The sequence below is a fragment of the Winogradskyella sp. genome, from assembly GCF_016744625.1.
GTDB lineage: Bacteria > Bacteroidota > Bacteroidia > Flavobacteriales > Flavobacteriaceae > Winogradskyella.
Window position 1 is genome coordinate 15,698 of sequence record NZ_JADGDZ010000007.1, and the last position, 26,421, is coordinate 42,118.

21 protein-coding genes are annotated in these 26,421 nt (G+C 32.7%); 15 read left to right on the forward strand and 6 right to left on the reverse strand.

The window, feature by feature from the left end; translation table 11 throughout:
• Nucleotides 1-106: 106 nt before the first annotated feature.
• Entirely contained in the window at nucleotides 107-2,587 is a 2,481-nt protein-coding gene (locus QZZ53_RS02880; RefSeq protein WP_296381269.1) for a M14 family metallopeptidase, read from the reverse strand.
• Between the two features lie 115 nt (nucleotides 2,588-2,702).
• Here QZZ53_RS02880 and bshC point away from each other — a divergent pair, with 115 nt between their 5' ends.
• The 5 genes from bshC to QZZ53_RS02905 all read left to right on the forward strand — a co-directional run bounded on the left by bshC (nucleotide 2,703) and on the right by QZZ53_RS02905 (nucleotide 8,707).
• Nucleotides 2,703-4,298 carry a bacillithiol biosynthesis cysteine-adding enzyme BshC gene (gene bshC / locus QZZ53_RS02885; protein ID WP_296381271.1) on the forward strand — a complete coding sequence of 532 codons (1,596 nt, stop codon included), beginning with the start codon at nucleotides 2,703-2,705 and terminating at the stop codon, nucleotides 4,296-4,298.
• A 55-nt stretch (nucleotides 4,299-4,353) separates the two neighbouring features.
• Nucleotides 4,354-5,889 carry a glutamine-hydrolyzing GMP synthase gene (guaA, locus tag QZZ53_RS02890; protein WP_296381273.1) on the forward strand — a complete coding sequence of 512 codons (1,536 nt, stop codon included), beginning with the start codon at nucleotides 4,354-4,356 and terminating at the stop codon, nucleotides 5,887-5,889.
• A gap of 59 nt (nucleotides 5,890-5,948) precedes the next feature.
• Nucleotides 5,949-7,853 (forward strand): LysM peptidoglycan-binding domain-containing protein, encoded by a 1,905-nt coding sequence (locus QZZ53_RS02895; RefSeq protein WP_296381275.1) that lies wholly within the window; start codon nucleotides 5,949-5,951, stop codon nucleotides 7,851-7,853.
• 78 nt (nucleotides 7,854-7,931) lie between these two features.
• Entirely contained in the window at nucleotides 7,932-8,477 is a 546-nt protein-coding gene (locus QZZ53_RS02900; RefSeq protein ID WP_296381277.1) for a DUF922 domain-containing protein, read from the forward strand.
• Complete coding sequence (locus tag QZZ53_RS02905) at nucleotides 8,477-8,707, forward strand: DUF3820 family protein (RefSeq protein ID WP_296381279.1); 231 nt, start codon at nucleotides 8,477-8,479, stop codon at nucleotides 8,705-8,707. Before QZZ53_RS02900 ends, QZZ53_RS02905 begins: the two co-directional genes overlap by 1 nt.
• Before the next feature lie 4 nt (nucleotides 8,708-8,711).
• On the opposite strand, the gene QZZ53_RS02910 is transcribed toward QZZ53_RS02905, so the two are convergent.
• Both QZZ53_RS02910 and QZZ53_RS02915 read right to left on the reverse strand, forming a co-directional pair.
• Nucleotides 8,712-9,389 (reverse strand): hypothetical protein, encoded by a 678-nt coding sequence (locus QZZ53_RS02910; RefSeq protein ID WP_296381281.1) that lies wholly within the window; start codon nucleotides 9,387-9,389, stop codon nucleotides 8,712-8,714.
• Nucleotides 9,390-9,492: 103 nt separating this feature from the next.
• Complete coding sequence (locus tag QZZ53_RS02915; RefSeq protein WP_296381283.1) at nucleotides 9,493-10,056, reverse strand: hypothetical protein; 564 nt, start codon at nucleotides 10,054-10,056, stop codon at nucleotides 9,493-9,495.
• Nucleotides 10,057-10,293: 237 nt separating this feature from the next.
• On the opposite strand from QZZ53_RS02915, the gene QZZ53_RS02920 reads away from it, so the two are divergent.
• Both QZZ53_RS02920 and QZZ53_RS02925 read left to right on the forward strand, forming a co-directional pair.
• Complete coding sequence (locus QZZ53_RS02920; RefSeq protein WP_296381285.1) at nucleotides 10,294-11,211, forward strand: hypothetical protein; 918 nt, start codon at nucleotides 10,294-10,296, stop codon at nucleotides 11,209-11,211.
• A 22-nt stretch (nucleotides 11,212-11,233) separates the two neighbouring features.
• The gene (locus tag QZZ53_RS02925; RefSeq protein ID WP_296381287.1) at nucleotides 11,234-11,893 is read left to right on the forward strand and encodes a hypothetical protein; all 660 of its coding nucleotides are present in this window, start codon (nucleotides 11,234-11,236) and stop codon (nucleotides 11,891-11,893) included.
• On the opposite strand, the gene QZZ53_RS02930 is transcribed toward QZZ53_RS02925, so the two are convergent.
• Together QZZ53_RS02930 and QZZ53_RS02935 are read right to left on the reverse strand one after the other, a co-directional pair.
• Nucleotides 11,885-12,385: a hypothetical protein gene (locus QZZ53_RS02930; RefSeq protein ID WP_296381288.1), complete on the reverse strand. Its 501-nt coding sequence runs from the start codon at nucleotides 12,383-12,385 to the stop codon at nucleotides 11,885-11,887. The two genes, QZZ53_RS02925 and QZZ53_RS02930, sit on opposite strands and share 9 nt — an antisense overlap.
• Nucleotides 12,360-13,118, reverse strand: coding sequence for a DUF6794 domain-containing protein (locus QZZ53_RS02935; RefSeq protein WP_296381290.1), 759 nt, complete (start codon nucleotides 13,116-13,118; stop codon nucleotides 12,360-12,362). Before QZZ53_RS02935 ends, QZZ53_RS02930 begins: the two co-directional genes overlap by 26 nt.
• Before the next feature lie 184 nt (nucleotides 13,119-13,302).
• On the opposite strand from QZZ53_RS02935, the gene QZZ53_RS02940 reads away from it, so the two are divergent.
• From QZZ53_RS02940 to QZZ53_RS02975, 8 genes are all read left to right on the forward strand, one after another.
• A complete protein-coding gene (locus tag QZZ53_RS02940; protein ID WP_296381292.1) occupies nucleotides 13,303-14,919 on the forward strand; it encodes a CTP synthase in 1,617 nt (538 codons plus the stop codon).
• A gap of 111 nt (nucleotides 14,920-15,030) precedes the next feature.
• Nucleotides 15,031-16,932 (forward strand): membrane protein insertase YidC, encoded by a 1,902-nt coding sequence (gene yidC / locus QZZ53_RS02945; protein ID WP_296381293.1) that lies wholly within the window; start codon nucleotides 15,031-15,033, stop codon nucleotides 16,930-16,932.
• Between the two features lie 26 nt (nucleotides 16,933-16,958).
• The gene (locus QZZ53_RS02950) at nucleotides 16,959-17,669 is read left to right on the forward strand and encodes a toxin-antitoxin system YwqK family antitoxin (protein WP_296381295.1); all 711 of its coding nucleotides are present in this window, start codon (nucleotides 16,959-16,961) and stop codon (nucleotides 17,667-17,669) included.
• A gap of 273 nt (nucleotides 17,670-17,942) precedes the next feature.
• Nucleotides 17,943-19,130, forward strand: a complete 1,188-nt coding sequence (mnmA, locus tag QZZ53_RS02955) for a tRNA 2-thiouridine(34) synthase MnmA (protein WP_296381297.1) — start codon at nucleotides 17,943-17,945, stop codon at nucleotides 19,128-19,130.
• 131 nt (nucleotides 19,131-19,261) lie between these two features.
• Nucleotides 19,262-20,884: a S8 family serine peptidase gene (locus tag QZZ53_RS02960; RefSeq protein ID WP_296381299.1), complete on the forward strand. Its 1,623-nt coding sequence runs from the start codon at nucleotides 19,262-19,264 to the stop codon at nucleotides 20,882-20,884.
• A 161-nt stretch (nucleotides 20,885-21,045) separates the two neighbouring features.
• Entirely contained in the window at nucleotides 21,046-21,987 is a 942-nt protein-coding gene (locus tag QZZ53_RS02965) for a nitronate monooxygenase (protein ID WP_296381301.1), read from the forward strand.
• A gap of 138 nt (nucleotides 21,988-22,125) precedes the next feature.
• Entirely contained in the window at nucleotides 22,126-22,866 is a 741-nt protein-coding gene (locus QZZ53_RS02970) for a nucleotide-binding protein (RefSeq protein WP_296381303.1), read from the forward strand.
• A 6-nt stretch (nucleotides 22,867-22,872) separates the two neighbouring features.
• Nucleotides 22,873-23,094, forward strand: a complete 222-nt coding sequence (locus tag QZZ53_RS02975) for a hypothetical protein (RefSeq protein WP_296381305.1) — start codon at nucleotides 22,873-22,875, stop codon at nucleotides 23,092-23,094.
• Nucleotides 23,095-23,359: 265 nt separating this feature from the next.
• Here the strand turns inward: QZZ53_RS02975 and QZZ53_RS02980 are convergent, their stop codons facing one another.
• A complete protein-coding gene (locus QZZ53_RS02980) occupies nucleotides 23,360-26,371 on the reverse strand; it encodes an FG-GAP-like repeat-containing protein (RefSeq protein WP_296381307.1) in 3,012 nt (1,003 codons plus the stop codon).
• Nucleotides 26,372-26,421 lie beyond the last annotated feature (50 nt).

Below are 26,421 nucleotides of genomic sequence, written 5' to 3' on the forward strand. Positions count from 1 at the left end.
ATTGATGAAATTATGTTTTTACTGTCGGGTCAAGCGTAGTTGAGACCTCATTGTGATTATTTTTATATTGTCTCTCAACTACGCTCGAGATGACGGGTTTTTATAATTAAAGTTCGTAAGCATTATTATTTACAAAGAAAATTGAGTTGACTAAAAATAATTTTCCATTTTCCCAAAAGCTTCTAAACAAGGTGTTTTCTACCATGTAAATAAAACTTCCATTTCCCATAGGTTCTTCTCCAAATACTAAGGTTTGGTTTAGGTTTTTTAGTACGTCTTTGCCTGCAAAACCAGAATAAACTTTCGTACCATCTATATGTGCCACATTGTAACCACTATCTAGTAAACTGTATGCAGAACTACCACGTTTAAACGTAAAATAGTGGTTGTTATAACCAAAAGCCATAGGATGTGTGTCATCGATCTTAGTTTTAAAAATCGCACCAGTAATTAAGTTGTTACTATACTCACGTTCGCGATCTGCATAAGGGGTTAAATTGTCTTTATCTTCATCCTCTTCAGAATCTTTAGTTTTTAAACTAAACCCTTCTTTACCAGCAAAACTTCTAAGCGCTCCATCTATAGCTATTACTTTTCCACCAGAACGTACCCAATCTTTTAGTTTTTTCATATTGCTCTCATTGAGAACACTTTCGTAATAGCCATTAGGTATAATCAACACGTTGAATTTATTTAAGTTAGTATTACTTAAATTATCTGTATTAATTGAGGTTAAAGGATAGTGTAATTGCTGCTCAAAGAAATGCCAGATTTCACCATAACTTAAGGAAGAAGTGCCTTCGCCAGAGAGCACTGCGATTTTTTGCTTGTTTACTAACTTAATGTCTGGCGAACCAATATCTGGTGTCGTTTGCGAAAAACCTGTGTTGATTTGCGTTAGAGGTTGCGCATGGTTTTGAGCAATAGTATTTAATGTGGCTACAAAGTCTTTTACATGCAGATTGTCTCCTTTTGTAATAATTAAAGAACCGCGTTCAAATGCATTACCAGCAGATGTAAATGGTTTTTCAGTAAAACGAACTCTGAAGCTTTGCTTTAATAATTCAGCTAAAAATTGGGCATCTTCCATGGAGTTCCATTTGCTCACATAACCATAAGTATCATTTAATACCTGAAGTGATTTGCGTTCTAATAATTTATTACTGACCACTTTTTTTGTACTTGCAATAGCATCGAGTCCATATGCATAAGGAACTGACCAAGCAGTAATGTCATAGGTCAATGAATCTGTGAGTTTAGCATTTGGTTCAAACAACACCTTTACCATTTTTCCTTTTGGTTGATTAGTGTGTACAACTAGAGCTTCATTAGTAACGTTCATTGTGCCTTGTTGACCTGTTTTATAATCATAGCCAGAAACTGTTTTGGTATTGGCATTTTCGTGTGAAATGTCGTGCTTATCTAAAAGTATTTTAAGACTATTCAAATTATCAGTATTGCCTTTAACCACATAACTCTTATACTTTAAGTTTGAATTATCAAAGAACTTAGCAAACTCTGTATTCAATTGTTTTGCGTTTTTTGAAGCGATTTCTACTGTAGAAATTCCTGTTGTGGTATGATGCGTTAAACGCTCTACTAAAGTTAAAACATGGCCTTCGTCATTCAAAATACCAAGTCCAGCCATTCCATGACCTCCTTGCTCGTAAGTCATACCAATTGCTCCCATATATGTTGGATAAGTGTCTCCATAACTAGGATAGAATAAATCGAAGCGTTCTCTGGTAAAGAATAACCAACCTTCAGCATCAAAATACTTAGCATGATTTTTCCCGATTTGTGTCTGAAAATCGCGTTGCCAATCACTAATGATTTCATGAAATGGCTCTGCTGCAGGAGCAAAATAATACGGTTCGTTAATGCCTTGCTCATGAAAATCGACATGAATATGTGGCATCCATTTATTATAAGCCGTAAGTCTAGATGCAGATTCAACCTGTGTTGCCCAAGCCCAATCCCTATTTAAGTCAAACAAGTAATGATTTGGTCGTCCTCCAGGCCAAGGTTCGTTATGTTCGCTGGCATTTCTATCAATATCATAAGGCTGACTTGCCGTTTCATTATACCAATTAACGTAACGATCTCTACCATCTGGATTAATACAAGGATCTATAATTACAACCGTATTCTCTAATAAGTCTTTGCTTTCTGTGAGTAATTTGTAAAGCGTCAACATAGAGGCTTCTGTACTCGAGGCTTCATTACCATGTACATTATAACTCAACCAAACGATAGCAACATTAGTAGAACTAGGAGAACCATCTAATAAGCCTGTATTTTTTAGGTTATTCTCTCGGATTGTTTCGAGGTTTTTAATATTCGCCTCACTCGATATATAAGCTAAGTATAAAGGTCTTCGCTCATTGGTTTTTCCATACTGTTCTAGCTTTACCTGATTAGGAGCTTTCTTTGCTACAGACTTAAAATAATCAATAACCTGATGATATCGACTAAACTGAGTCCCAATATCGTAACCTAAAAAGTCACTTGGAGATTGAATATTTTGTGCAATTGATAAGGTTTGGAAACTTAATCCGACAAGTAAAAGAACTAATAGTTTTTGCATTTAAAAGACGTTTGGTTGATTGCTAGTAAAGATACATAGCGCAAGCGAATTAACTAAAAATTAGCAGTTAAAAAATTGAAGTGCATTATATTTATGCCATAATTTAGTGATACGTATGCCAACTGACTATATTCCGTTTAGAGAAACTAACTATTTCTCGGATTTTATTTGTGATTATTTAGATCAAAAACCAAAATTGAAGTCTTTATATAATCGGTTTCCATTATTAGAGAATTTTGAAGCTCAGATTGAAGAAAAGCAAATGTCTGTTCGAGCGCAGTCGAGAACTATCCTAGTTAAAGCGCTAAAGGTACAATACTCTAATCTTGAAACTTCAGAGTTAACTCTTAATCATATTGAAAGTTTAAAGTCAGAAAACACCTTTACAATTACAACAGGTCATCAACTTAATTTATTCACAGGACCATTATACTTTCTATATAAGATTATTTCAACCATAAACCTTACTAAGCAATTAAAAGAGAACTACCCAAAGTATAATTTTGTACCTATCTATTGGATGGCTTCCGAAGATCATGATTTTGAAGAAATCAATTATTTCAATTTTAAAGGAAAGAAAATACAATGGAACTCTAAGCAAACAGGTGCGGTTGGTCATTTTAGTACAAAAGGTTTAGATGCAGTAATGGAAGTGATCTCTGCTGAATTCGGACCAGGAAAAAACGCAGAGCAGTTAATAGAATGGTTTAAAAACGCTTATTTGAATCATGATAATTTAGCTGATGCAACAAGATACTTGGCTAACGAATTATTTGGAGAACATGGTTTAGTGATTTTAGATTCAGATCATAAAGATTTAAAACGCTTATTTATTCCGAATATAGAAAGAGAATTAGTTGAGCAAACTGCTTTTAAGCATGTTTCTGAAACCAATAAAACACTTGAAGATTTAGGTTTAAAGGTTCAAGTAAATCCAAGAGAAATCAATTTCTTTTATATAGATAAAGATTTAAGAGAGCGAATTGTTTTTGAAGATGATATGTTCAAAGTAAACAATACAAATATCTCTTGGAGCAAGAGTGAATTACTAAAACACCTCGATGAGGTGCCAGAACGCTTTTCGCCAAATGTGATTATGCGACCATTGTATCAAGAAGTGATTTTACCAAATCTATGTTATATAGGTGGAGGAGGAGAAATGATTTATTGGTTGCAACTAAAATCCAATTTTGAAGCACAGCAAGTTACATTTCCAATGTTATTATTGCGTAATTCGACTTTAGTGAAAACGGAAAAGCAAGCATCAAAATTAGATAAACTTAATATTTCTGATAAAGATATATTTTTAAAGCGCAGTAGTTTTATCAACAAAAAAGTTAGAAAAATATCAAATATAGATATTGATTTTTCAGAACAAATTAAACATTTAGAAGAACAATTTAAGGATTTGCATCTACTCGCGGAGCAAACGGATAAGTCATTTGTAGGAGCTGTAAAAGCTCAAGAAACTAAGCAATTAAAAGGCTTAAAATATCTTGAAGAACGACTGCTAAAGGCTCAAAAAAAGAAATTAGCAGATCAAATTAGTCGTTGCACAGAATTGCAAGAGCAGTTGTTTCCTGGACAAAGTTTACAAGAACGGAACACTAATTTCTCGGAGTTGTATTTGGAACATGGAGAAGATTTAATTCCAAATTTGATAAAATCCTTGCAGCCTTTAAAAGGAGAGTTTTTAGTGTTAACAATTTGATATAAAATTTGTTTGCTAGTTGTTTTAATTTTGGTTGCAATTATTATTTTTGCGCATGCAACACAACAAAGTCCTAATTTTAGATTTCGGATCGCAATACACACAACTTATTGCGCGACGCGTTAGAGAATTAAATATCTATTGCGAAATACACCCTTTCAATAAAATTCCTTCAGATTCAAACAGCTTTAAAGCGGTTATATTATCGGGTAGTCCAAACTCAGTAAGAGGTGAAGATGTTTTGCATCCAGATCTTTCTGGCATAAGAGGTGAAAAACCAATGCTTGCCGTTTGCTATGGTGCGCAATATTTGGCGCATTTTTCTGGCGGTGAAGTCTCTGAATCTAATACAAGAGAATATGGTAGAGCCAATTTAGGCTTTATAAAATCTGATGAAGATTTTTTTGAAAACATACATGAGAGTAGTCAAGTATGGATGAGTCATAGTGATACTATTAAAAAATTGCCTTCAGGAGGTGTGCTTTTAGCGAGTACTAGTGATGTTGAAAATGCAGCATATAAGATTGAGGGAGAAGATACGTATGCGATTCAATTTCATCCAGAAGTATATCATACAACGGATGGTCATCAGTTATTACAGAATTTTTTAGTAAAAATAGCAAAACTCGAACAAGATTGGACTCCAAATGCTTTTGTAGAAGAGACAGTAGAAGACCTTAAAGCAAAATTAGGAAACGATAAAGTGGTATTAGGATTATCTGGTGGAGTAGATTCTTCAGTTGCTGCAATGTTATTGCATAAAGCTATTGGGAAAAACCTCTATTGTATCTTTGTTAATAATGGCTTGCTTAGAAAAAATGAGTTCGAAGATGTACTGCATCAATACGAAGGCATGGGATTTAACGTTAAAGGTGTAGATGCTTCGGCACGCTTTTTGGATGCTTTGAAGGGATTGAGTGATCCTGAGCTTAAAAGAAAAGCAATTGGGAAAGAGTTCATTGCCGTTTTTGATGATGAAGCACATCTTATACAAGACGTAAAATGGTTAGCGCAAGGCACTATTTATCCAGATGTTATTGAAAGTGTTTCGGCAACAGGTGGTCCAAGTGCAACAATAAAAAGTCATCATAATGTAGGTGGTTTACCAGACTTTATGAAACTTAAAATTGTAGAGCCATTAAAGGCTTTGTTTAAAGATGAGGTAAGACGCGTTGGTGCTTCTATGAATATGGATAGTCAGTTATTAGGTCGTCATCCATTTCCAGGACCAGGATTAGCAATTCGTATTCTTGGAGATCTAACTGAAGAGAAAGTGCGTATATTACAAGAGGTCGATGCTATTTTTATTAATAACCTTCGTTCTTGGAATTTATATGATAAAGTATGGCAAGCAGGAGCAATGCTACTACCAGTTAATAGTGTAGGAGTGATGGGAGATGAGCGTACTTACGAAAAATGTGTAGCGCTTAGAGCTGTAGAAAGTACAGACGGAATGACTGCAGATTGGGTAAATTTACCGTATGAGTTTTTGCAAAAGACCTCAAACGAAATTATAAATAAAGTAAAAGGTGTGAATAGAGTTGTATATGACATCAGCTCAAAACCACCTGCAACAATTGAATGGGAATAAATTTAGTGACTTATTTGCTGAATTTGTTTCCAAAAATAGGATTAGCTAAAATAAAATACATGAAGAATTTTTTAACCATCATATTAATTATTTTTACGATTTCTCTTAATGCTCAGAACTACAAGGAGCACAAAGTGAAAGCTGGTGAAACTATTGAAAGTATTGCGAAACAGTATTTAGTAACACCTTTTGATATTTATGCATTGAATCCAGATGCAAAATCAAAGTTTCAAACCAATACGGTTTTAATTATTCCTAATTCTAAAATTAAAAACGCACATATTGAAGAGGAAGTGCGTGAGTTAATAGGTTATAAAAAGCACAAAGTAAAGCGTAAGGAAACTTTATATGGCTTAACTCAAAAGTATAGTGTTACTGAAGAAGAAATTAAGAAAGCCAATCGTTTCTTGTATTCCGAAAATCTTAAAAAAGGTGATAAAATTAGAATTCCTAAATACAGAACAGTCATTTCAAAGCAGACACTGAACAATACAGTTAAAAAATACAAAGTCCAACCCAAAGAAGGCAAATGGAGAATTGCTTATAAATTTGGAATTACTGTTGCTGAGTTAGAAGATTTAAATCCTGGAATGAACTCCATTATTCAATCTGGAGATGAGCTTAATGTGCCTAACATTAAGGATAAAGAAGAAAAACCTATTGAAACGACTTCTAATTATTATGAAGTTTTACCTAAAGAAGGGTTTTACAGACTGAAAGTGAAATTAGGATTAACACAAGAACAGTTAGAAGAGTTAAACCCTGAATTAAAAGACACTGGTTTAAAAGCTGGTATGGTTTTAAAGGTACCTTCTAATGTTGATGTCGCAGGTAGTTTGATAGATGTAGAGACTACAAGCCTTGAATCTAGTTTAAAGAATTTTAAAACTAAAAAATTAGCTCTAATGATGCCTTACCGTTTAAATAGAATCGATATAGATTCTGTGAAAGAAACGAAGGCAATGATTAAAAACAGTCGATTACTTTCTATTGTTTTAGATTTTCATATTGGTGTAACAATGGCATTAGACTCTGCTAAACAATTAGGGATTTCTACAGATTTAAAAGTATTAGATACACAATACCAACCAGCAACAACTAGAGAATTGTTAACCGATAATGATTTTTCTGATTATGATGCAGTCATCGGACCAATGGAAGAAAAGAGTTTTGACCGTGTGGCTTTAGCCTTAAGAAAAGATAGAATTCCTGTTATAGCAGCAATGAATAAGCCTAAAGAGGTTTATAACAATGTGTTTCAAACCATTCCGGAGGATAAATTGTTGCGAAAAGCAATGATTGATTTTGTGAAAGCCGATAGTTTAAAAACTAAGGTGGTTATTATTTCAGATCAGGCACATCGTGCATCTAGTGAAGCTTTAAAAGGAGAGTTCGCTAATTCAAAATTGATATTTTCAAGAAAGACTAAGAAAAATCCTAAAGATGCGTTCTTTATTTATCCAACAGATTTAGAAAATGTATTTACTGCTGGTAAAACGATAGTGTTTTTAGAAACGAGCAGTAACTCATTTGCATCGAGTGTTATTAGTATGCTTAATGGTTTAATTGTAGATAAAACAGAAATTGTTCTAGCGACTTTAGATAAGAATAAAGCTTTTGAAGGTAAAGATATAGATAACAATAACTTGTCTAATCTCAAGTTTCATTATCCATCTGTAAACAAAGATTTTGATGAAACTAAATCGAATGCTTTTGCAAGAGCTTATAGAAAAGAATATGGTGTATCACCAAGTAAATATGTAGCTCGTGGTTTTGATATTACTTTAGATATTTTAATGCGATTAGCATCTGAGGATAATTTGTATGAAGCCTCTAGTGATATGATTGAAACTGAGTATATCGAAAATAAATTTAGATACAACAAATCCTTATTTGGTGGTTATGTAAACGAAGCAGTTTATATCGTGAAATACGATGAATTAAGAATCGTAAAGGCTAATTAAAAGGCAATAATAGCAAAGGAATAGCGTTTCCTTCTAAAGGTGTAGTTTGCAATTAGAAATCGCTATTAACTGTAGTTTATGTATATTAAATCTCTCATTTTTTGTCTTCTATTTCTTGTTGTTGGAAAAACCTCTAACGAAGATACCATGACGTGGGATGAAACTCGAAAACTTACTTGGGCAGATTTTAAAGCGAGTCCAGATGTAAGTTCTGATGCTGTGGCATTAACCGCTTCTGGTATTACTTTTGGCTACTCTGTTAAAACTTCGGGAGAACGGATTATCGATTTTTCTACATCAGTTGAAGCACATTTTTATCCGAATAAATCTTGGTATCTACAAGATAAAGGCAATACTTATATCTTAGGACATGAGCAATTACATTTTGATATTACCGAATTATATACACGTAAGTTTAGAGAGCAATTGAGTCGATTGGTAGTTAGCCAAAATGTAAAGAAACAGATGCAGCGTCTACATACTTCAATTAATGAAGCACTCAATGAAACTCAAAAACGTTATGATGCGCAAAGTAGCCACTCTATAAATGAGGACATGCAAAAGCAATGGGAAACGTTTATACAAGAAGAGCTTAAAAAACTAGATAAATACAAATCTAAGTAATGCTAGAAGGTAGTAAAGAAGCACTTATTGAGTTAGCACATTACAAGATGCCTTTTGGTAAATACAAAGACAGATACCTAGTTGATGTTCCAGAATACTATTATGTATGGTTTAAGCAAAAAGGATTTCCTGAAGGCAAACTTGGTCGCATGATGATACAAATGCATGATATTAAAATCAATGGATTAGAAGAATTGATTTATAACATAAAGCGTAATTTTAAGAAGTAGGTTTTTACTTTTTTATTTCCATTAATAAGTATGCAAAATCATTTCTTAGTTCTATGATTTTCCCTGTATTTATACTCAATCCGACTGATGATTTTCCATCACCAAAAGTTGATAAATTACCTGAGCCAAATGCATAGAAAATCACAGGCTGTTTTTCTTTCCATTGATGATAAACTGTCATTCCAGTAAAACCACCTTTATTTATTTTAACAGTTTTATTTTTAGGTATCTCAAATCTGAATATTTCATTTGCTTTTAATTCAATTTTATTTTCATCAATTTTAAACTTTTGAGTTTTAGTATCATTTCCGAAAAAGTAAATTACATTGGTTTCGTTATTGTTTTTGTTTTCTTCCTGGAATTTCGGCAATACAGAGAATAGTTCTATGGTAACTGACGTTTTATTTTTCGAATTCTCATTATGAATAAACTTAAAGGCATTTGCGGAAAAATCAATAGCCATTTTTTGAATACCTCTTATTATTTCATTGAAATCATCTGATTTTACTTTAATTTTCGCAATAAAATAATAGTCATTTAATTCGGTTTTTGAATTAATAAAAGTTAATCCTTTTTCTTTTATGTTAGGAACACTATCAGTTTTTTTGATCACTTCAATTTCTTGAGAAAAAGCAGATGTAATAGCAAATAGAAAAATAATTTTAAGTAGTAGGTTTTTCATTTTTTATTTTTTTTCAAATTAAAGGGAATGATTCGTTGATGTAAAAGCGTTTAGATGTTTTATATTCAACGTTAAACGAAGTTAGGCTTTTATTTATGCAAAGTCAAGCACTCAAATTAGTAATACACTGCTCTCTAAGCTCCCAAATTTCATTAAAACTAAATGGAATGTTTTGTTCTTTTATCCATGTTTTAATAAAAGCCTTGTGAAAATCTACTTTAAATTGGGCAACTTGGTGTGGTTCAATTTCTTGTTCTAATAGTACGTCATTCTTAATTCTATTAAAATCAGAATTTCTAGACGTAAAATCGATGCGCTCTCCATCTATAAATAAATAACAGTGAGCTTCAGGTATATATTGAAGATTAACTTTAACTAGTATGTCTCCAATTTTTGGAGTGTTACTAGAATTCATTTTATAAATACCAAGAATCAGTTTTATATTAGGAATGGCATTTAAACTTGCTATTTCTTTTAAAAGTGCATGTTTAGAGCTGCATGTTCCTTTTTTGTCTTTTAATACTAAAGATAAATCTGTTCTGTTATCATTTCTTCCATAAGGCAGGTTTTTAATAAAATCGGTAAGCTCATTCCAGGATGAAATATTACTCTTTTTTAGAATTTTTGTTAATTCATCACTAGATACTAATTCAAAATTTTCTCTCATTATAAAAATGGTGTTTGTTTATGAAAACTGTATCAATTCCCAAACTATTTAAGAATTTGAAATTAAATTTAGTAATAACTATTGAGTTTTAATTACCTAATGTGTATATGGTATTTTGACTGATTTTTGTGTTGTTACGAACAATATGTCCTTTTAAAAATGAGGTTTAACTGCTTTTTTTAGATATAGGTTAGAGATTGTATAAATTCGTCTCTCCCTCTTCTAAACCCTACTTAGATGAAACTACTCAACGTAATTACCAAAGATAAGTTAAGTGTTATAATAAGCCTATTTGTTTTAATATTAACGGCATTATCAGTACAAAATTTCTATCCCTCTGATGATACTTCGACAAAACTCAATACTAAATTTACGTTATTTCCATTTGCTATAAATGACACTAGCACTTTAGATATTAAAACGGCATTTTTTGCAAAAGATCCTTATGCTGAGTTTTTAAAGTTAAAGTCTTCAAAAAACATATTGTTTGCTTCGTCAGCTTCTTTTACATCTTCTATAAAAAGTGAGAATAATTTTCCCGTAGGTTTTTGTGCAGAAAATGGTGAAATACTTAATAAAATGCCACATCAAACTATGGATGGTTTGGTTATTATTAGTAATGAGTTACAGGATTTTAATTCAATTAAAGTCATTGATTTAGATAAGACAAGCGATAATTGTAATGTTAGTGAATGTGATAATCATTTTCCGCATAGTAATATTAGAGACAATCTAAATGAAACATATTCGTTTATAAGTGCTGTTAAAAAATATAAATTGTCTGGTTTTCAAACACAATTAGTTTATACAAAGTTTAAATCTGATAAAGAGAATTTTGAATTGCTCTTTAATGGAAACAATGATCGTGCAAGACGTTTTTTAGCTATTTGTGAAAAAGATAATGTTTTGCACCACGTTATTGTAGATGCTCTTAATAAAGATTTTTTAATGGCTTCAGCAAAAGAAGCAATAATGTTTCTAAGAGCGTCTAATTATAATGTAGATTTTATGTTAAATTTAGACACAGGGAGTAAGGATATAATGTACGCTCATGATGGTGAGGATTTTAAGAATCTAAGACCAAATCCAATCACATCTTCTGCAAAGATTGAGAATGCCTCAAGTTTATTAGTATATTATACCGAAAAGCAATAGCTTTCTGATTAACATAAAGCTTATGCGCCTCAAAAGAATACTCCTCTTTAAAATCGTTTTACTAATTAATTTTTCTAATATATTTGCTCAAGAATTAATAGACAACTCTTCTATTGAAAAGATGTTTAATGTAATGTCTTTAGATAGTTTAGAAATTATTATCACAAAAGACTATGGGATTAATGAGTTAAACTCTGGTTTTAACATTGCAGTTAAAATGTCTAAACTTGAAAGCGACAGTTTGATGCATCAAAAAGGTGTTAATTTATTAGCTGTTTTAGCAAAAGTGTTTACGAGGAAAATTCAAAGTAAGGATATTGATTTTGATCATCCAAAGACTAAAGAATTACAATTGCGTTTTGAAAACGAAAAATACTTTATTGAACAACCAAAAGTATCTAGGTTTATAAAACTTGCAAATTATTTATGTAATGGTGAATACGCTTATGTTCATAAAAGACTAATAATAACTAAAATTTATAAGGTTTTTTTAACCTGTATTATAATTTATATAATCGTTTTTTTATTAAGCTTTTATAACAAATTTAGATGGAAATATAACAACAGGTTTAAACGTTTTACTTATGTTTTTATTGTGATTTTTATTTTGCTATTTATAGTTTTTAAATTAACATGTCATAGCTATGTGAAAGCGTATTCTTTTTATGGCATTTCAGTTTAAATCTTTCTTTTTTTTTAGAATATAATAGGTCGCTATAAAAAGAAATAGTAGCCATTCTGAGCCATAAAGACAATAATCTTTAATAGTAAAAATAGCATCTAAATTTAAGTTACTTAAGTATTCTGATTTTGATAAATCATTGTAAAGTAGTTTAAACTTTTCATCAAATATAAATTGAATTATTGGTTGAGCAATAATCGTTATAATGGTTAATAGAATAAACCATAACGTCGATAATTTTGACATATTAAGACCCCAAAACCTCCATTTATTATTTAATAATAGGATTAGTATTATACTTGTAATAAGAGTAACACTAAAACTAAAAATTGGTAAGTAATATTTAAAATGAATTAAGACAAAACCATCAGAAAAACCATAAATAAGATATATGTTTATAAGTATTTCTAGGAATACATGAGTAGCTTTTAATAAAACAAAGCCTAATAAAAGCCATGGTATTAGTTTAAAGAATGACTTTGTTTGTTTCATTTATAGTTTTAATCTTATTTAGTTTCCAAGAATTATATAAAGATATTGTAAAAGTATCTCCTTTATAAAGTTCTTGGTACAATATCTCTGTATATGGTCTACTTTTAGTTATTAGTTTTAGCTTAAAGCTTGCTTTAGTAGAATCTTTTAAAATAAACTTATCTATAACAAGGGCTGTAACTTTTAAATCGCTAGGCTCTTTAAATTGCCATGTATTATCAGGGCAATTATAATCTATAGCATTGTTATGTTCGTCAACTGGCATTTTTATAGTAAGAGTATCCATTATATCAAAACTATGATATGTATAAACTGCCTTAAGTCGTAATTTGCTTTCACATTTTTCGATAGGTTGCCAATAATTTTTTATTGAATTAACCTCCTTTTGGAGTCCTATGTTTTTCTCATTAATAAAGTTGTGATAGGTGTTTAAGATAAGTCCAGATTTATTTTGAACTCTAACTATTCCTAATGAGTCAAAAAAAGAATTTAGTTTATCAGCGTAAGGATGACTATTTAATAGCTGTTCTTGGAGTTGATTTTCTATGCTATAATCATAAAAAACAGGAGTATATTCTTTAGACTCAAGAGATTTAAAATTCAATTTATCTTCAGTAGTCCAATTATTATCTAAATAATCGAAAGCAAGTTTCAAGGTCTTAGGAATAGGCTCTTTTTCTTGGCAAGAGAAGAATGAAACTATTATTAAAATTGTAACAAAACGAAAAATCAAAAGGACATAGGCTTTATTCGTTTACGAAGTTCGACTTTTTTATTTAGTATGCAAAACCTAAAATCTTAGAAACAATGTAAATAGAAGAGTTTAAACACTAGAAAAATAACATATCAACAAACCATAAACAATTCTTAGAATACTCGTTTTATTTCGTAAATTTGCCTGCGTTTAACAGCGCAACATGACCACAAACCCTAAGTATATTTTTGTAACTGGTGGAGTGTCTTCTTCTCTTGGAAAAGGCATTATCGCAGCATCCTTGGCTAAACTCTTACAGGCACAAGGTTACAGAACTACAATTCAGAAATTAGATCCTTACATTAATATTGATCCAGGAACCTTAAATCCCTATGAACATGGTGAATGTTATGTCACTGATGATGGAGCAGAAACGGATTTAGATTTAGGGCATTACGAACGTTTTTTAAACGTACCAACTTCTCAAGCCAATAATGTTACTACTGGTAAAATCTATCAAAGCGTTATTGATAAAGAACGTCGTGGTGAGTTTTTAGGGAAAACGGTTCAGGTAATTCCTCATATTACAGACGAGATAAAACATAGAATTCAGATTCTTGGTAATTCTGGAGATTATGATATAGTACTTACAGAAATTGGAGGAACTGTTGGTGATATTGAATCCTTACCATATATTGAAGCAGTGCGTCAATTACAATGGGATTTAGGCGATAACAATGCTTTGGTAATTCATTTAACATTAGTACCATACTTATCTGCAGCTGGTGAATTAAAAACAAAGCCAACCCAACACAGTGTAAAGACTTTAATGGAAAGTGGAGTACATGCTGATATTTTGGTATGTAGAACTGAGCACGAATTAAATGATGGTCTTAAAGCAAAATTAGCACGTTTTTGTAATGTGAAGAAGGAAGCTGTGATTCAATCTATAGATGCTTCTACAATCTACGATGTGCCAAATTTAATGTTAGAAGAAGGCTTAGATAAAGTTGTTTTAGATAAGTTGAAACTTAAAAGCGATGTACCAGATTTAGGTCGTTGGAATGAGTTTTTAAAGCGTCATAAAAACCCTAAGAGTGAAGTTGTTATTGGTTTAATCGGGAAATATGTTGAGCTTCAAGATTCTTACAAATCAATTTTAGAGGCTTTTATTCATGCAGGAGCAGAAAATGAAGTAAAAGTTAGAGTAGAGCCTATTCATTCAGAATATTTAAATGAAGATAATATAGAATTTAAATTAGGTCACCTTGATGGTGTTCTAGTGGCACCTGGTTTTGGTGAGCGAGGCATTGAAGGTAAGATTGAAGCGGTTAAATATGTACGTGAAAACAATATTCCTTTTTTAGGTATTTGTTTAGGGATGCAAATGGCTGTTATAGAATATGCTAGAAATGTACTTAAGCTAGAAGATGCCAACTCTATTGAGATGGATGAAAAGACAAAACATCCAGTCATTAATCTAATGGAATCTCAAAAAAATGTAGTTAACAAAGGCGGAACTATGCGTTTAGGAGCTTGGGATTGTGAAATTGTTAAAGATAGTATTGCTTATAAAGTTTATGGTGAAACTTCAATAACGGAACGTCATAGACATCGTTTTGAGTTTAATGATGATTATAAGGTACAAATTGAAGCTGCTGGAATGAAAGCCACTGGTTTAAATCCTAAAACAGGATTAGTAGAAATTATTGAAATACCAAGTCATAACTGGTTTGTTGGTGTGCAATATCATCCAGAATACAAAAGTACTGTAGCGAATCCGCATCCATTATTTGTGGAGTTTGTTAGTGCAGCACTAAAATTTAAGAAGAAAAAATAATGTGCCACTTTGGCGTAAAGTTAAATTTGGATAACTATTTGAGTTAACCAATTAATACCACTCAAGACCTGTTCGGTTTACAAAACCTGACAGGTCTAAAATTGAAAATCAATGGAAGAAAAGAAATTCGACATTAACTCTATAATTGGATTCGTACTCATTTTTGGGATACTGTTATATATAATGTATCAAAACAGTCCGACACCTGAGGAAATTGAAGCTGAAAAAGTAGCACAGCAAGAGCAGGTTGAAGCAGAACAAAAAGTGAGCAAACAAAATGAAGCTGTAGTCACTACTTCAAATGATTATGGGAATACCACAGCTTTAGATTCTACACAACTTGTGGCAGCTCAGAGTAAGATAGGTGCACTTTCTTATGCTTTAACATTATCAGGTGAGGATATTACGACTGTAGAAACAGATGTTTTCGAACTTAAGTTTAATAGAAATGGTGGTCATTTGGCTCAGGTTAAACTGAGAAATTTTGTCGATTACGATTCTGTGCCTATTTACTTAGTTAAAGATAATAATAGTGCTTTTAATATCACATTTAGCACTTCAGATAGTCGTACACATAACACGCAAGATTTTCCTTTTCAGCCTAGTGTTACAAAAAGTGGAGAGAATACTGTAGTTTCTATGAAGCTTAAATTTTCTGAATCTGAATATTTAGAATACCGTTACGAGTTAAAGCCTAATGACTATATGATTGATTTTTCAATTAAGTCACAAGGTTTAAGTGGAGTATTTAATACCTCACAGCCTATTACTTTAGATTGGAAACAGAAACAGATTAGACATGCTAAAAGTATAAGTTACGAAAACCGTTATACAAGGTTAACTTATATGCACGATGAAGATAAAGTTGATAAATTATCTCAAATGGGAGATGATGATGAAACCGTTGAAGGTGTAGAGTGGTTATCTTACAGACAGTTCTTCTTTAGTTCTATATTAGTTGCAAACGATAGTCCTTTTAAGGATGTGGTTATGACGTCTAAAAACTTAGTAGAAGATGAAGAAATAGATACTCTTTTTACTAAAATGTACACGTCAAAGTTTCCTTTGGCTTATAATGGAGGAGAGATTAATAAGAGCTTAGGGTTGTATTATGGGCCAACTGAGGCTAAGACTTTAAAGGCTTATAATAAAGGCTTAGATGAAAGTATTCCATTTGGTTGGGGGATTTTTGGTTGGATTAATAAAATGATTTTTATTCCATTGTTTGGATTCCTAAGTGGATTTTTGCCTTATGGTATTGCTATTATTGTGATGACTATCTTGGTAAAAATAGTATTGTCTTTTGTACAATATAAGCAGTTCTTATCTCAAGCAAAGATGAAAATCTTAAAGCCAGAGTTAGATGCTGTTAGAGAAAAGTACAAAGACAATAAGTTAAAGGCACAACAAGAAACCATGGCAATACAGAGTAAAGCTGGTGCTAGCCCTTTAAGTGGTTGTTTACCAGGTTTAATGCAAATTCCTGTATTCTATGCGTTGTTTATGTTCTTTCCAACAGCATTTGAGTTAAGACAAAAAAGTTTCCTTTGGGCAGATGATTTAAGTTCTTTTGATTCTGTATTAGATTTACCTTTTAATATTCCATTTTATGGAGATCACGTAAGTTTATTTCCAATATTGGCAGCAGTTGCAATTTTCTTTTATATGAAAATGACAACAGGTCAACAAATGGCAACACAGCCAACACAAGAAGGGATGCCAGATATGGGTAAAATGATGAAATACATGATTTATTTCTCGCCAATCTTAATGTTAGTTTTCTTTAATAACTATGCATCTGGTTTGAGTTTATATTATTTCATATCTAACTTAATTAGTATTGGTATTATGATAGTGATTAAAAACTACATTATCGATGAAGATAAAGTTTTAGCTAAGATTGAAGTCAGTAAAACAAAACCTAAGAAGCAAAATAAGTTTCAGAAGAAAATGGCTGATATGATGGCTCAAGCTGAGCAGCAAAAACAGGAGCAGCAAAAGAGAAAGAAATAATTTTTGTTTTTTTGAGTTTAACTAATATGACTACACAAAAATTAGTTTTAAGTATTTCTTTTGTATGGATTTGTTTTATGAGCTTTGCTCAGAAATCTATTAATCAGTTCGATAAAGAAAATAAACGCCACGGTTTATGGACTAAAGATTACCATAAAACAGATCAAAAACGATATGAAGGTGTTTTTGATCATGGTAAAGAGATAGATTCGTTTAAGTATTACACCTTATCAAAAGGGAAAAGTGTTTTAAGTGCAGTTAAAGTTTTTAATAAGAAAGACAGTTTAGCGAATGTGACTTTTTTTGCGTCCAATAAAAAAGTAATAAGCCATGGAAAAATGAATGGCAGAAGATATATTGGACAATGGGTTTTTTATCATAAGAATTCAGCGGCTAAAATGATTGTTGAAAATTACAATGCTAATGGCCTATTAGAAGGAGAGCGTTTTGTTTACTACAAAAATGATTTACTTGCGGAAAAGGCATTTTATAAAAAAGGAAAGTTAAATGGTGAAGCCAAATGGTTTTCTGAAAAAAACATAGTATTGAGGATTACAAATTATAAGGACGATATACTACATGGTAAGTCCGTTAATTCTGATTCAGAAGGCAACATAACATCCGAAGGGAATTATATAGAAGATGAAAAAAAGGGGATTTGGAAATATTATAAAGCTGGCAAATTGTCTAAAGAAATAGATCATACCATTAATAAAGTTATAAAGAAATACGAATAGTTTTTAACTATATATTCTATAGAATTTTGAAATAGCAATCTTAATACGATTGCTATTTTTATTTGTAATTTTGCCGAAGTTTTTAGACAAATAATAATGTTTGAATTCGTCTCTTCGAGTGAGATTCCTTTTTTGGAATTTTATCGAGAAGTATTTAAAAGAATTGAAGGTTCTCGATACAATTCCGATAAAAAATCGGAATCACTCGAACTGACGTATAAATAAACAGTGAATTAATTAAAAAGAGATTCCAGCCAAAAGGCAGGAAATTATATGAAACGAGTAATTGTAGGGCTTTCTGGTGGAGTAGATTCTAGCGTTGCAGCCTATCTATTAAAAGAGCAAGGTTACGAGGTTATAGGCCTGTTTATGAAGAACTGGCACGATGATTCTGTGACTATTTCAGATGAGTGTCCTTGGTTAGAAGATAGTAATGACGCTATGTTGGTCGCTGATAAATTGGGTATTCCTTTTCAAACGGTCGATTTAAGTGTGCAATACAAAGAACGTATTGTAGATTATATGTTTAACGAATACGAAAAAGGCCGCACTCCAAATCCGGATGTACTTTGTAACCGAGAAATAAAGTTCGATGTCTTTATGGATATTGCTCTAGAGCTAGGTGCAGATTATGTTGCAACTGGTCATTATTGCAGAAAAGGAACGATTGAGAAAGATGATAAAGAGGTACACCAACTTTTAGCTGGTGCAGATAACAATAAAGACCAATCGTATTTCTTATGTCAATTATCTCAAACACAATTGGCAAAAGCCTTATTTCCTATAGGTGAATTATTAAAACCAGAAGTAAGAGCCATTGCAAAAGCACAAGATTTAATTACAGCAGAAAAGAAAGATTCTCAAGGTTTATGTTTCATTGGTAAAGTTAGACTTCCTGAGTTTCTTCAACAGCAATTAAAGCCTAAAGCAGGTGATATTGTTGAGATTGAAGATACGTTTGAAACTTATAGCCAAGTTATTCCAGAATTTAATTCAAAAGAAAACGAATTAGCGTTTTTATCTAAAAAGCCAGTTTATAGTATATCCGACGGAAAAGTTGTAGGTCAGCATCAAGGTGCGCATTACTTTACTAAAGGACAACGAAAAGGATTAGCAGTTGGTGGAACAGTAGAACCTCTTTTTGTTATCGATACTGACGTCAATGAGAATATCATTTATACTGGTCAAGGAAAAAACCATCCAGGTTTATATAGGAATGTATTGTTTGTAACCAATGAAGAATTACATTGGGTCAGAGAAGATTTAACTTTGTCAGAAGGTGAGACGATGTCAGTAATGGCTAGAATTAGATATAGGCAACAACTCGAAAAAGCAACACTTCATAAAGTAGTTTCAGGTTTATATGTAGAGTTCGAAAACAAACAATCTGCAATTACTGAAGGACAGTTCGTTGCTTGGTATCTTAAGGACGAATTGGTAGGTTCAGGAGTTATTTCTTAGTGAAATTAAAGTTTGCTGAGTAAAATTTTACGATATCAAACTTTTTAATTGAACTAATCCCGCTGAAGAACGGGATCTCATATAAGCATAAAGAGTTTAAGACTAATTCCGTAAATTGCAATAAAAAAGCCATGTTAAGAAAATTAACCATGCTTTTATTGCTCCTCATTACAATAAACAGCTATGCTCAAGAAGATGCTTGGATTTATCTTACAGATAAGCCAAATGTATCTGCTGCTTTGGCAGATCCTATTAGTATTCTCACACAAAAAGCAATCAATAGAAAACAGAATCATAACGTTATTATTGATGAACGTGATGTACCTGTAAATGAATCTTACATTTCAGATTTAAAAACGCAAATAGGAATCACGGTTTTGGCAAAATCAAAATGGTTTAATGCAGTACATGTAAGAGGAACTGAAGCAGATATTAATGCTTTAGGTACATTAATTTATATAGATAGTATTGATTTTGCAGATAACGGCTTAGATGTGTTATCGCGTTCTGAAGCGATTCAAGATAAAACAAATGTTGAGGATGAGAATGTGATATTTACCTATGGTGATACACAAAATCAGGTAGAAATGATTAATGTAGATAATTTGCATGTTGCAGATTTTACAGGAGAAGGTATTACAATTGCAGTTATGGATTCTGGTTTCCCTAATGTAGATACGATGGGAGCTTTTCAACGTTTAAGAGATAATGGGGATTTGCTAAATGGTTACGATTTTGTACATAGAGATTCAGATGTGTATGCAAGCGCAGCAAGTTCTCATGGCACGAGAGTTCTTAGTAATATGGCAGGTTTTGTGCAAGATCAATTTGTGGGCACAGCACCAGATGCGTCGTATTATTTATTTCTAACAGAAGATGCGGCCAGTGAAACACCAGTTGAAGAAAGTTATTGGGTAGAAGCTGCTGAGCGTGCAGATAGTTTGGGAGTAGACATGATAAATACATCCTTAGGTTATAGAGTGTTCGATAATGCGAACTACAATTATACTCCAGCAGATATGAATGGCCAAGTGGCTTTTATAACTAAAGGAGCTTCTATTGCTGTAGAAAAAGGAATTTTAGTAGTTGTAAGTGCTGGTAATGCTGGTGCAACTGCATGGCAAACTGTTGGTGCGCCTGCTGATTCTCCAGATGTGTTATCCATAGGAGGAGTAGATGCAGCTGGTGATTATGTGCCATTTAGTTCTCAAGGTGGTGCAGCGCAAGTTGGCTATCAAAAACCAGATGTGGTTGCTAGAGCAGGTAATGCTTATGTAATAAATGAAACTAATAGCATTGTTCAAAATAATGGAACCTCATTTAGTGGACCAATTTTGTGCGGAGGGATTGCATCCTTATGGCAGGCGATTCCAGATGCTTCACCAACTGAAGTGATGGACTATGTAAGACAGTCAGCTTCTCAGTATACAACTCCAGATGATTTATTAGGTTATGGGATTCCAGATTTAGATTTGGCAAGAAGTATTGCGCTATCTATTGATGAAGAATTGATTGAATACTTTAGTTTTTATCCAAATCCTGTTAATGATGAATTAAACCTTAGGTTGCCTTCATCTGCAAATCAGGTGGAGCTTTCAATTTATAATCAACTAGGTCAGCAAGTTTTGCGCAAAGCTATTCAAGCAGATTATAAAACGGTTGATGTTTCAAGTTTAGCAACAGGAATTTATATAATGAAACTTTCTTCGGAAACGAATTCAAAAACATTCAAATTTATTCGTAGTTCATATTAAGTCGATACGTCAGTTCGAGAGATTTTGAAGTATTAGAAATCGTATCGAGAACTATGCTATAGTTTAAATTTTTATTCTCGATACAAATTTCACTCATTTGTATCGTGAAATTCACTCGAATTGACGAATTTTATAATCTATATAAGATACAAATTCATAAAATGACTAATAGAATCACAACACTTTTCAATATAAAACACCCAATCATCCAAGCTGGTATGATATGGAATAGTGGTTGGAGACTAGCTTCAGCTGCAAGTAACTCAGGAGTTTTAGGATTAATTGGAGCAGGTTCCATGTATCCAGATGTACTTAGAGAGCACATTCAGAAATGTAAAGCTGCAACCAACAAACCGTTTGGTGTCAATGTGCCAATGCTATATCCAAACATCACTGAGATAATGGATATTATTGTAGAAGAAGGGGTAAAGATTGTCTTTACATCTGCAGGAAACCCAAAGACTTGGACCAAATGGTTACAGGATAAAGGTATAACTGTAGTACATGTGGTGAGTAGCGTAAAGTTTGCCTTAAAAGCACAAGACGCAGGAGTAGATGCTATCGTAGCCGAAGGTTTTGAAGCAGGAGGACACAATGGAAGAGATGAAACCACAACCTTAACGTTGATTCCTATGGTTAAAGAACAACTTCAAATTCCATTAATCGCAGCAGGAGGTATTGCTACAGGAAAAGCCATGCTAGCTTGTATGGTTTTAGGAGCAGATGGAGTACAAGTTGGCAGTCGTTTTGTAGCTAGTGAAGAATCTTCTGCACACCAAGCCTTTAAGCAGATGGTTGTTAATGCTAAAGAAGGAGATACGCAATTAACCTTAAAAGAATTAGCACCTGTACGACTCATAAAAAATAAGTTTTACAACGAATTACAAGAACTCTATAAAACGGCACCAACACCAGAACAGCTTAAAGAACTTTTAGGAAGAGCAAGAGCCAAACGTGGTATGTTTGAAGGTGATTTAGATGATGGTGAATTAGAAATTGGGCAAATCGCTGGATTGATTAACGATGTTAAGCCAGTTGCTGAGATTGTTGAAGATATGGTTGCTGAGTTTGAAGAGGCTAAACTTAATATTGGTTCACATTAGTTAAAAACGCTCTTATTGCTTTAAAATTACGTAGTTCTACGTATTGATTTTATACTATAGAAAAACTAACTTCGCTTAACGTTTGATATAAGTCATTAAAACGACGTCATATCATAACATTGGCAGTAATTTAAAAAAATGAGTGAACAATCAATAATATTAGCCAAAATAGCAGCTCTGAAAAAGAGCTTTGAAAGTATTGAATATGGTTACGGAGATAGATGTATTGGAAGTAGTATTGAACCGTTACTTCCTCGATACGAAACTCTAATTAAAAAATTAGAAACCCAATTTGACGGATTATTTGATGATTTGCCGAATTTGTCTTTGCCCAAATCATTGGGTAATAGCGGAAATGATAGCTTGTATCAAAGATATGGAATTACACCATTAATAAATAATCTTGATTATGTGTTGGAGGTTTATTCAAATATGCGAATTGGAGAAAAAACTGAAAAAATAAAAAAAGCTAATAGAGTTTTTATAAGTCACGGAAGAAGTGAAGAATGGAGAAAGCTTCAAGCTTATTTAGAAAAAGACCTTGAACATAATACTCTGGAATTAGCACAAGAGGCAAATTTAGGAAGAACAATTTTACAAAAATTATCGGAAGAAGCGCAGAAATGTTCAGTGGCTGTAATCGTAATGACTGGAGATGATATTACAGAAGATGGCGATATAAGAGCAAGAGAAAATGTAATGCACGAAATTGGATTCTTTCAAGGTTTTTATGGACTGAATAATGTGGTTCTACTTCACGAAAGTGGAGTAAATATTCCAAGTAATATTCACGGTCTAGTTTATATTCCGTTTGCAAAAGATACAATTGATGCAACTTTCGGTGCACTACATAGAGAATTAAAAGTTTTAATGAATTAAACGATTATGGGAAAATATACAATTAAAGATTTTAAAAGAGGAGACAAGGTTTACCATTTAAGCAACACAACATTAATTATGGTAGTAATTGATGTTCATAATGATATAAACGAAGTTGAATGTCGTTGGCTTGATAAAAGTGGAAAAATTCAAATTATTGGTTTCTTTGGAGAAGAGTTGGGAAAAACAGACGACTTAAGACCATCTATTAGTTTTGGATCAATATAAAAACTACTGGCAACACCGTATATAATTTATTGCTAGTTCTAGCCTACTTACGAAAATCCTCGCGGATTTTCTATTTGGTTTGTATTTGCTAATTAGGTGCTTAAATCACGCAACAAACCATATACAACAACGTTAAGCGCTCCTCAAAATTTATAAAAACAACTCAAATCAAAATAATAACTTTTGTGTTTTGTTTTGAGTAATTATAAAAAAACTCCAATACTAAATAAGCATTGGAGTTTTATATTTTAATAGTTTTTAATTTTTACTGTTTTATGAATTTCTCGGTAAATACTTTCCCTTCAGATTCTAAACGCAAAATATAATTGCCTTGGCTTAAGTTAGACACATCAATAGAGTGTTGTTCTAACTTTAAGTTCATCACACGTTTTCCTTCAATATTAAAAATTGTTGCAATTTTTCCAACCAAGTTGACAGAGCTATTAATATTAATCACTTTTCCAACAGGATTAGGGTGGATAGTAATACTTTTAAACGCCTCGTCTTCAATGTTTAATACATTTTGCCCTTCAATAATTATATGATGTGTATTAATTGTAGGATTTGTTATGTTATCAACAATACCAGATGGCCAGTAAATAATAATATTAGTAATAGCAGTATCTGTTCCAATTCCGAAATGTGTGTTTAACGAACTCATAAAACGAAATCCTTCTCCACTTCTTACATCACGAATTTGAATACCAGAAGCTGTATGAACTTCGACTCTGGCTCCAATACCGTTAATATTACTTTGAACTCCAGTAGTGGTAATTTTAATCCAATTATTACTGTTAGCGTCATTTGTTAATAAAGTAGTACCAGAAATAGCATCAATAAATCCGTCGTTATTCATATCTCCAAAAGAACCATTGTTTCCAGATAAAATATTTTCATAGGCATTAAATGTCATATCGCCTTTTCCAAATAGGATATTTCCGTTAGAAGCAATATCTAAATTTCCATCGTTGTCAAAATCGTGTGTACAGTTTTCAATACCTGTAGCTGTTAAATCTAAAACTCCAGATGTAGCAGTTACATTAACGAAAACACCATTACCATCATTTCTTAATAATTTAGACACACCAGAACTAGCACCAATATACATATCCATGTCACCATCATTATCAAAATCTCCCCAAGCTGAAGACCATGTTTGTATGGTGTCGTCTAGCCCTTGAGCTGGTGCAGTATCTGTGTAAGTTCCATCACCATTATTAGTGAATAGTTGATTGATTGGTCCACCACCACATTTTGCAATAAACATGTCTAAATCTCTATCATTATCATAATCAATCCAAATAGAACCATAGTTTCCTCTTACAAGTCCTAAATCGCCTTGTCCATAAGATAAATTTCCGCTACCATCATTTATATAATATACATTGGCATCAACATCATGGCATACAAAGGCATCTAAGTGACCATCATTATTAATGTCGGCAAAGTTAGAGCGTTGAGAGAATACGTCTTCTGGACCTGAAATTTCTGTAAACCCAGTTCCCGAAGCATTGGCTTTCATAAAAGTAACACCATTTCCTCCTCCATATAATAAATCGGTATACCCATTTCTATCAAAATCGGCAGCAGCCAAACTCCAAGAAGGTGAATTGTCTGCACTCGTTGTACCTATATTTGTTGCTGTACCACTTAATCCACCACCAACTTGTTGGTAGAAAATATTTACATTGGTATTACCAATAGAAACAACATCATCTAAAAAGTCACCATTCATATCTACGGCAGCTCTTTGTGTTCCAGAAGTTGAAACTGTTGAACTTGTAAATGTTGAAGGAGCTGGTGGGTTTGATGTTGAAAACACTAAAGGTCCTCCCCAAATACTAGTATCTAATCCACAAATTGCACGTACATATACTTCATATACTATACCTGGATCTAAGGCTGTTAAGTTTGCACTTGCTGTACTTGTAGCAGTTCCTGATCCTGTTGGAATTCCTGTTCCAGAAGTCTGTACAACATACTCCCAATTACTTTCTCCACTATTTGCTGTCCAAGATACGGTTGCTGAGGTTTGCGTTACAGCACTAACTCCAATACTTGAAGGAGCAATACAGAAGGATCCACACGTTTCTACACGTACATAGTCAATAGACATATCTCCTGCAAAACCTGTTCCTGTTCCTGTATGGCTAAATTCTAAATATATTACCTGTCCTACATAGACATCTAAGTTGATACCAATAGGAATCCATGCTTCAGTTCCACTTGTTTGTAATTCTCCTGTATGTGAAAATACTGTTGTAAAAGAACCACCTATAGAAGTTCCGACCTTTACATTTAAAGTTCCCATATCCTCTCCATACGCATGCATATAGAAAGATAATTCTGCACCATCTGTTGCTGTTGATAAATCTATTGCAGGGCTTATTGCAGAAGCTGTAGCTGTTGTGTTTCCAGAGGCTTCGTAATTCATGAAGTTTGAACCACTAAACGCATTGTTAGGTCCAGTACCACCAGATCCTGATTCGTTAGGGATTTCCCAACTTCCGTTTCCACCGTTTAAATCTCCAGCCCAACCAGAAGTTGAATCAAACTCTTCTGTATAGATAAAAGTCGAAGATCCGGAAGCGCATGTAACACCAACTGGTCCTGGAGGTGGACAATTACTTTGTGTTATTGAGCTGCTGTTTACAGAACAATTAACATCCTGATCATTTTGAATATTGATGACAACGTTAGTAGCGTTTAGATATGGCCCGAATTGAACCGTTCCAGAAGCATTTAATGATTGTGTAGCACTAGATTGATTGTCAGATACTGTTAAAGAAGTAGCGCTTCCAAAATCAGTAACGTTAACATCTATTAAAAATCCATTACTTGCAGCACAGTCATCTACAATCGTATAGGTTGCTGTTGGGTTTGAACATGTTGCACAATTGACATCGAAATCCCAAGGCACATAATTATTATCTGCGCAATTGATTGTATTATCAGAATTTATAGAAACAGTAATCGTATCGCCATTAGATTGAAATGTAAGACCAGTTAAATCTCCATTATTTCCATATCCGTTGTATAATTCGGTGCCATTCGTATTTAGTACAATCAATTTATCAAAATTATTTTCTACTCGTCCTGCATTGAATGTCACTCGTAAATCTGATCCATCAGAACTTGTAAAAACGAAATTTGTAGTGTCGCTATCGGTATAACAATACGTTGTGTTTGTAGGTCCTACTGCACAATCTACTGTGATTTGCGCACCTGCAAAAAAGCAAGATATTAGTAAGGTTAGTAATAGTGTAATTTTTTTCATAAGTCATTTTTTTTACACTATGATATCGAAAGGATTCGCTTCATAGTGTT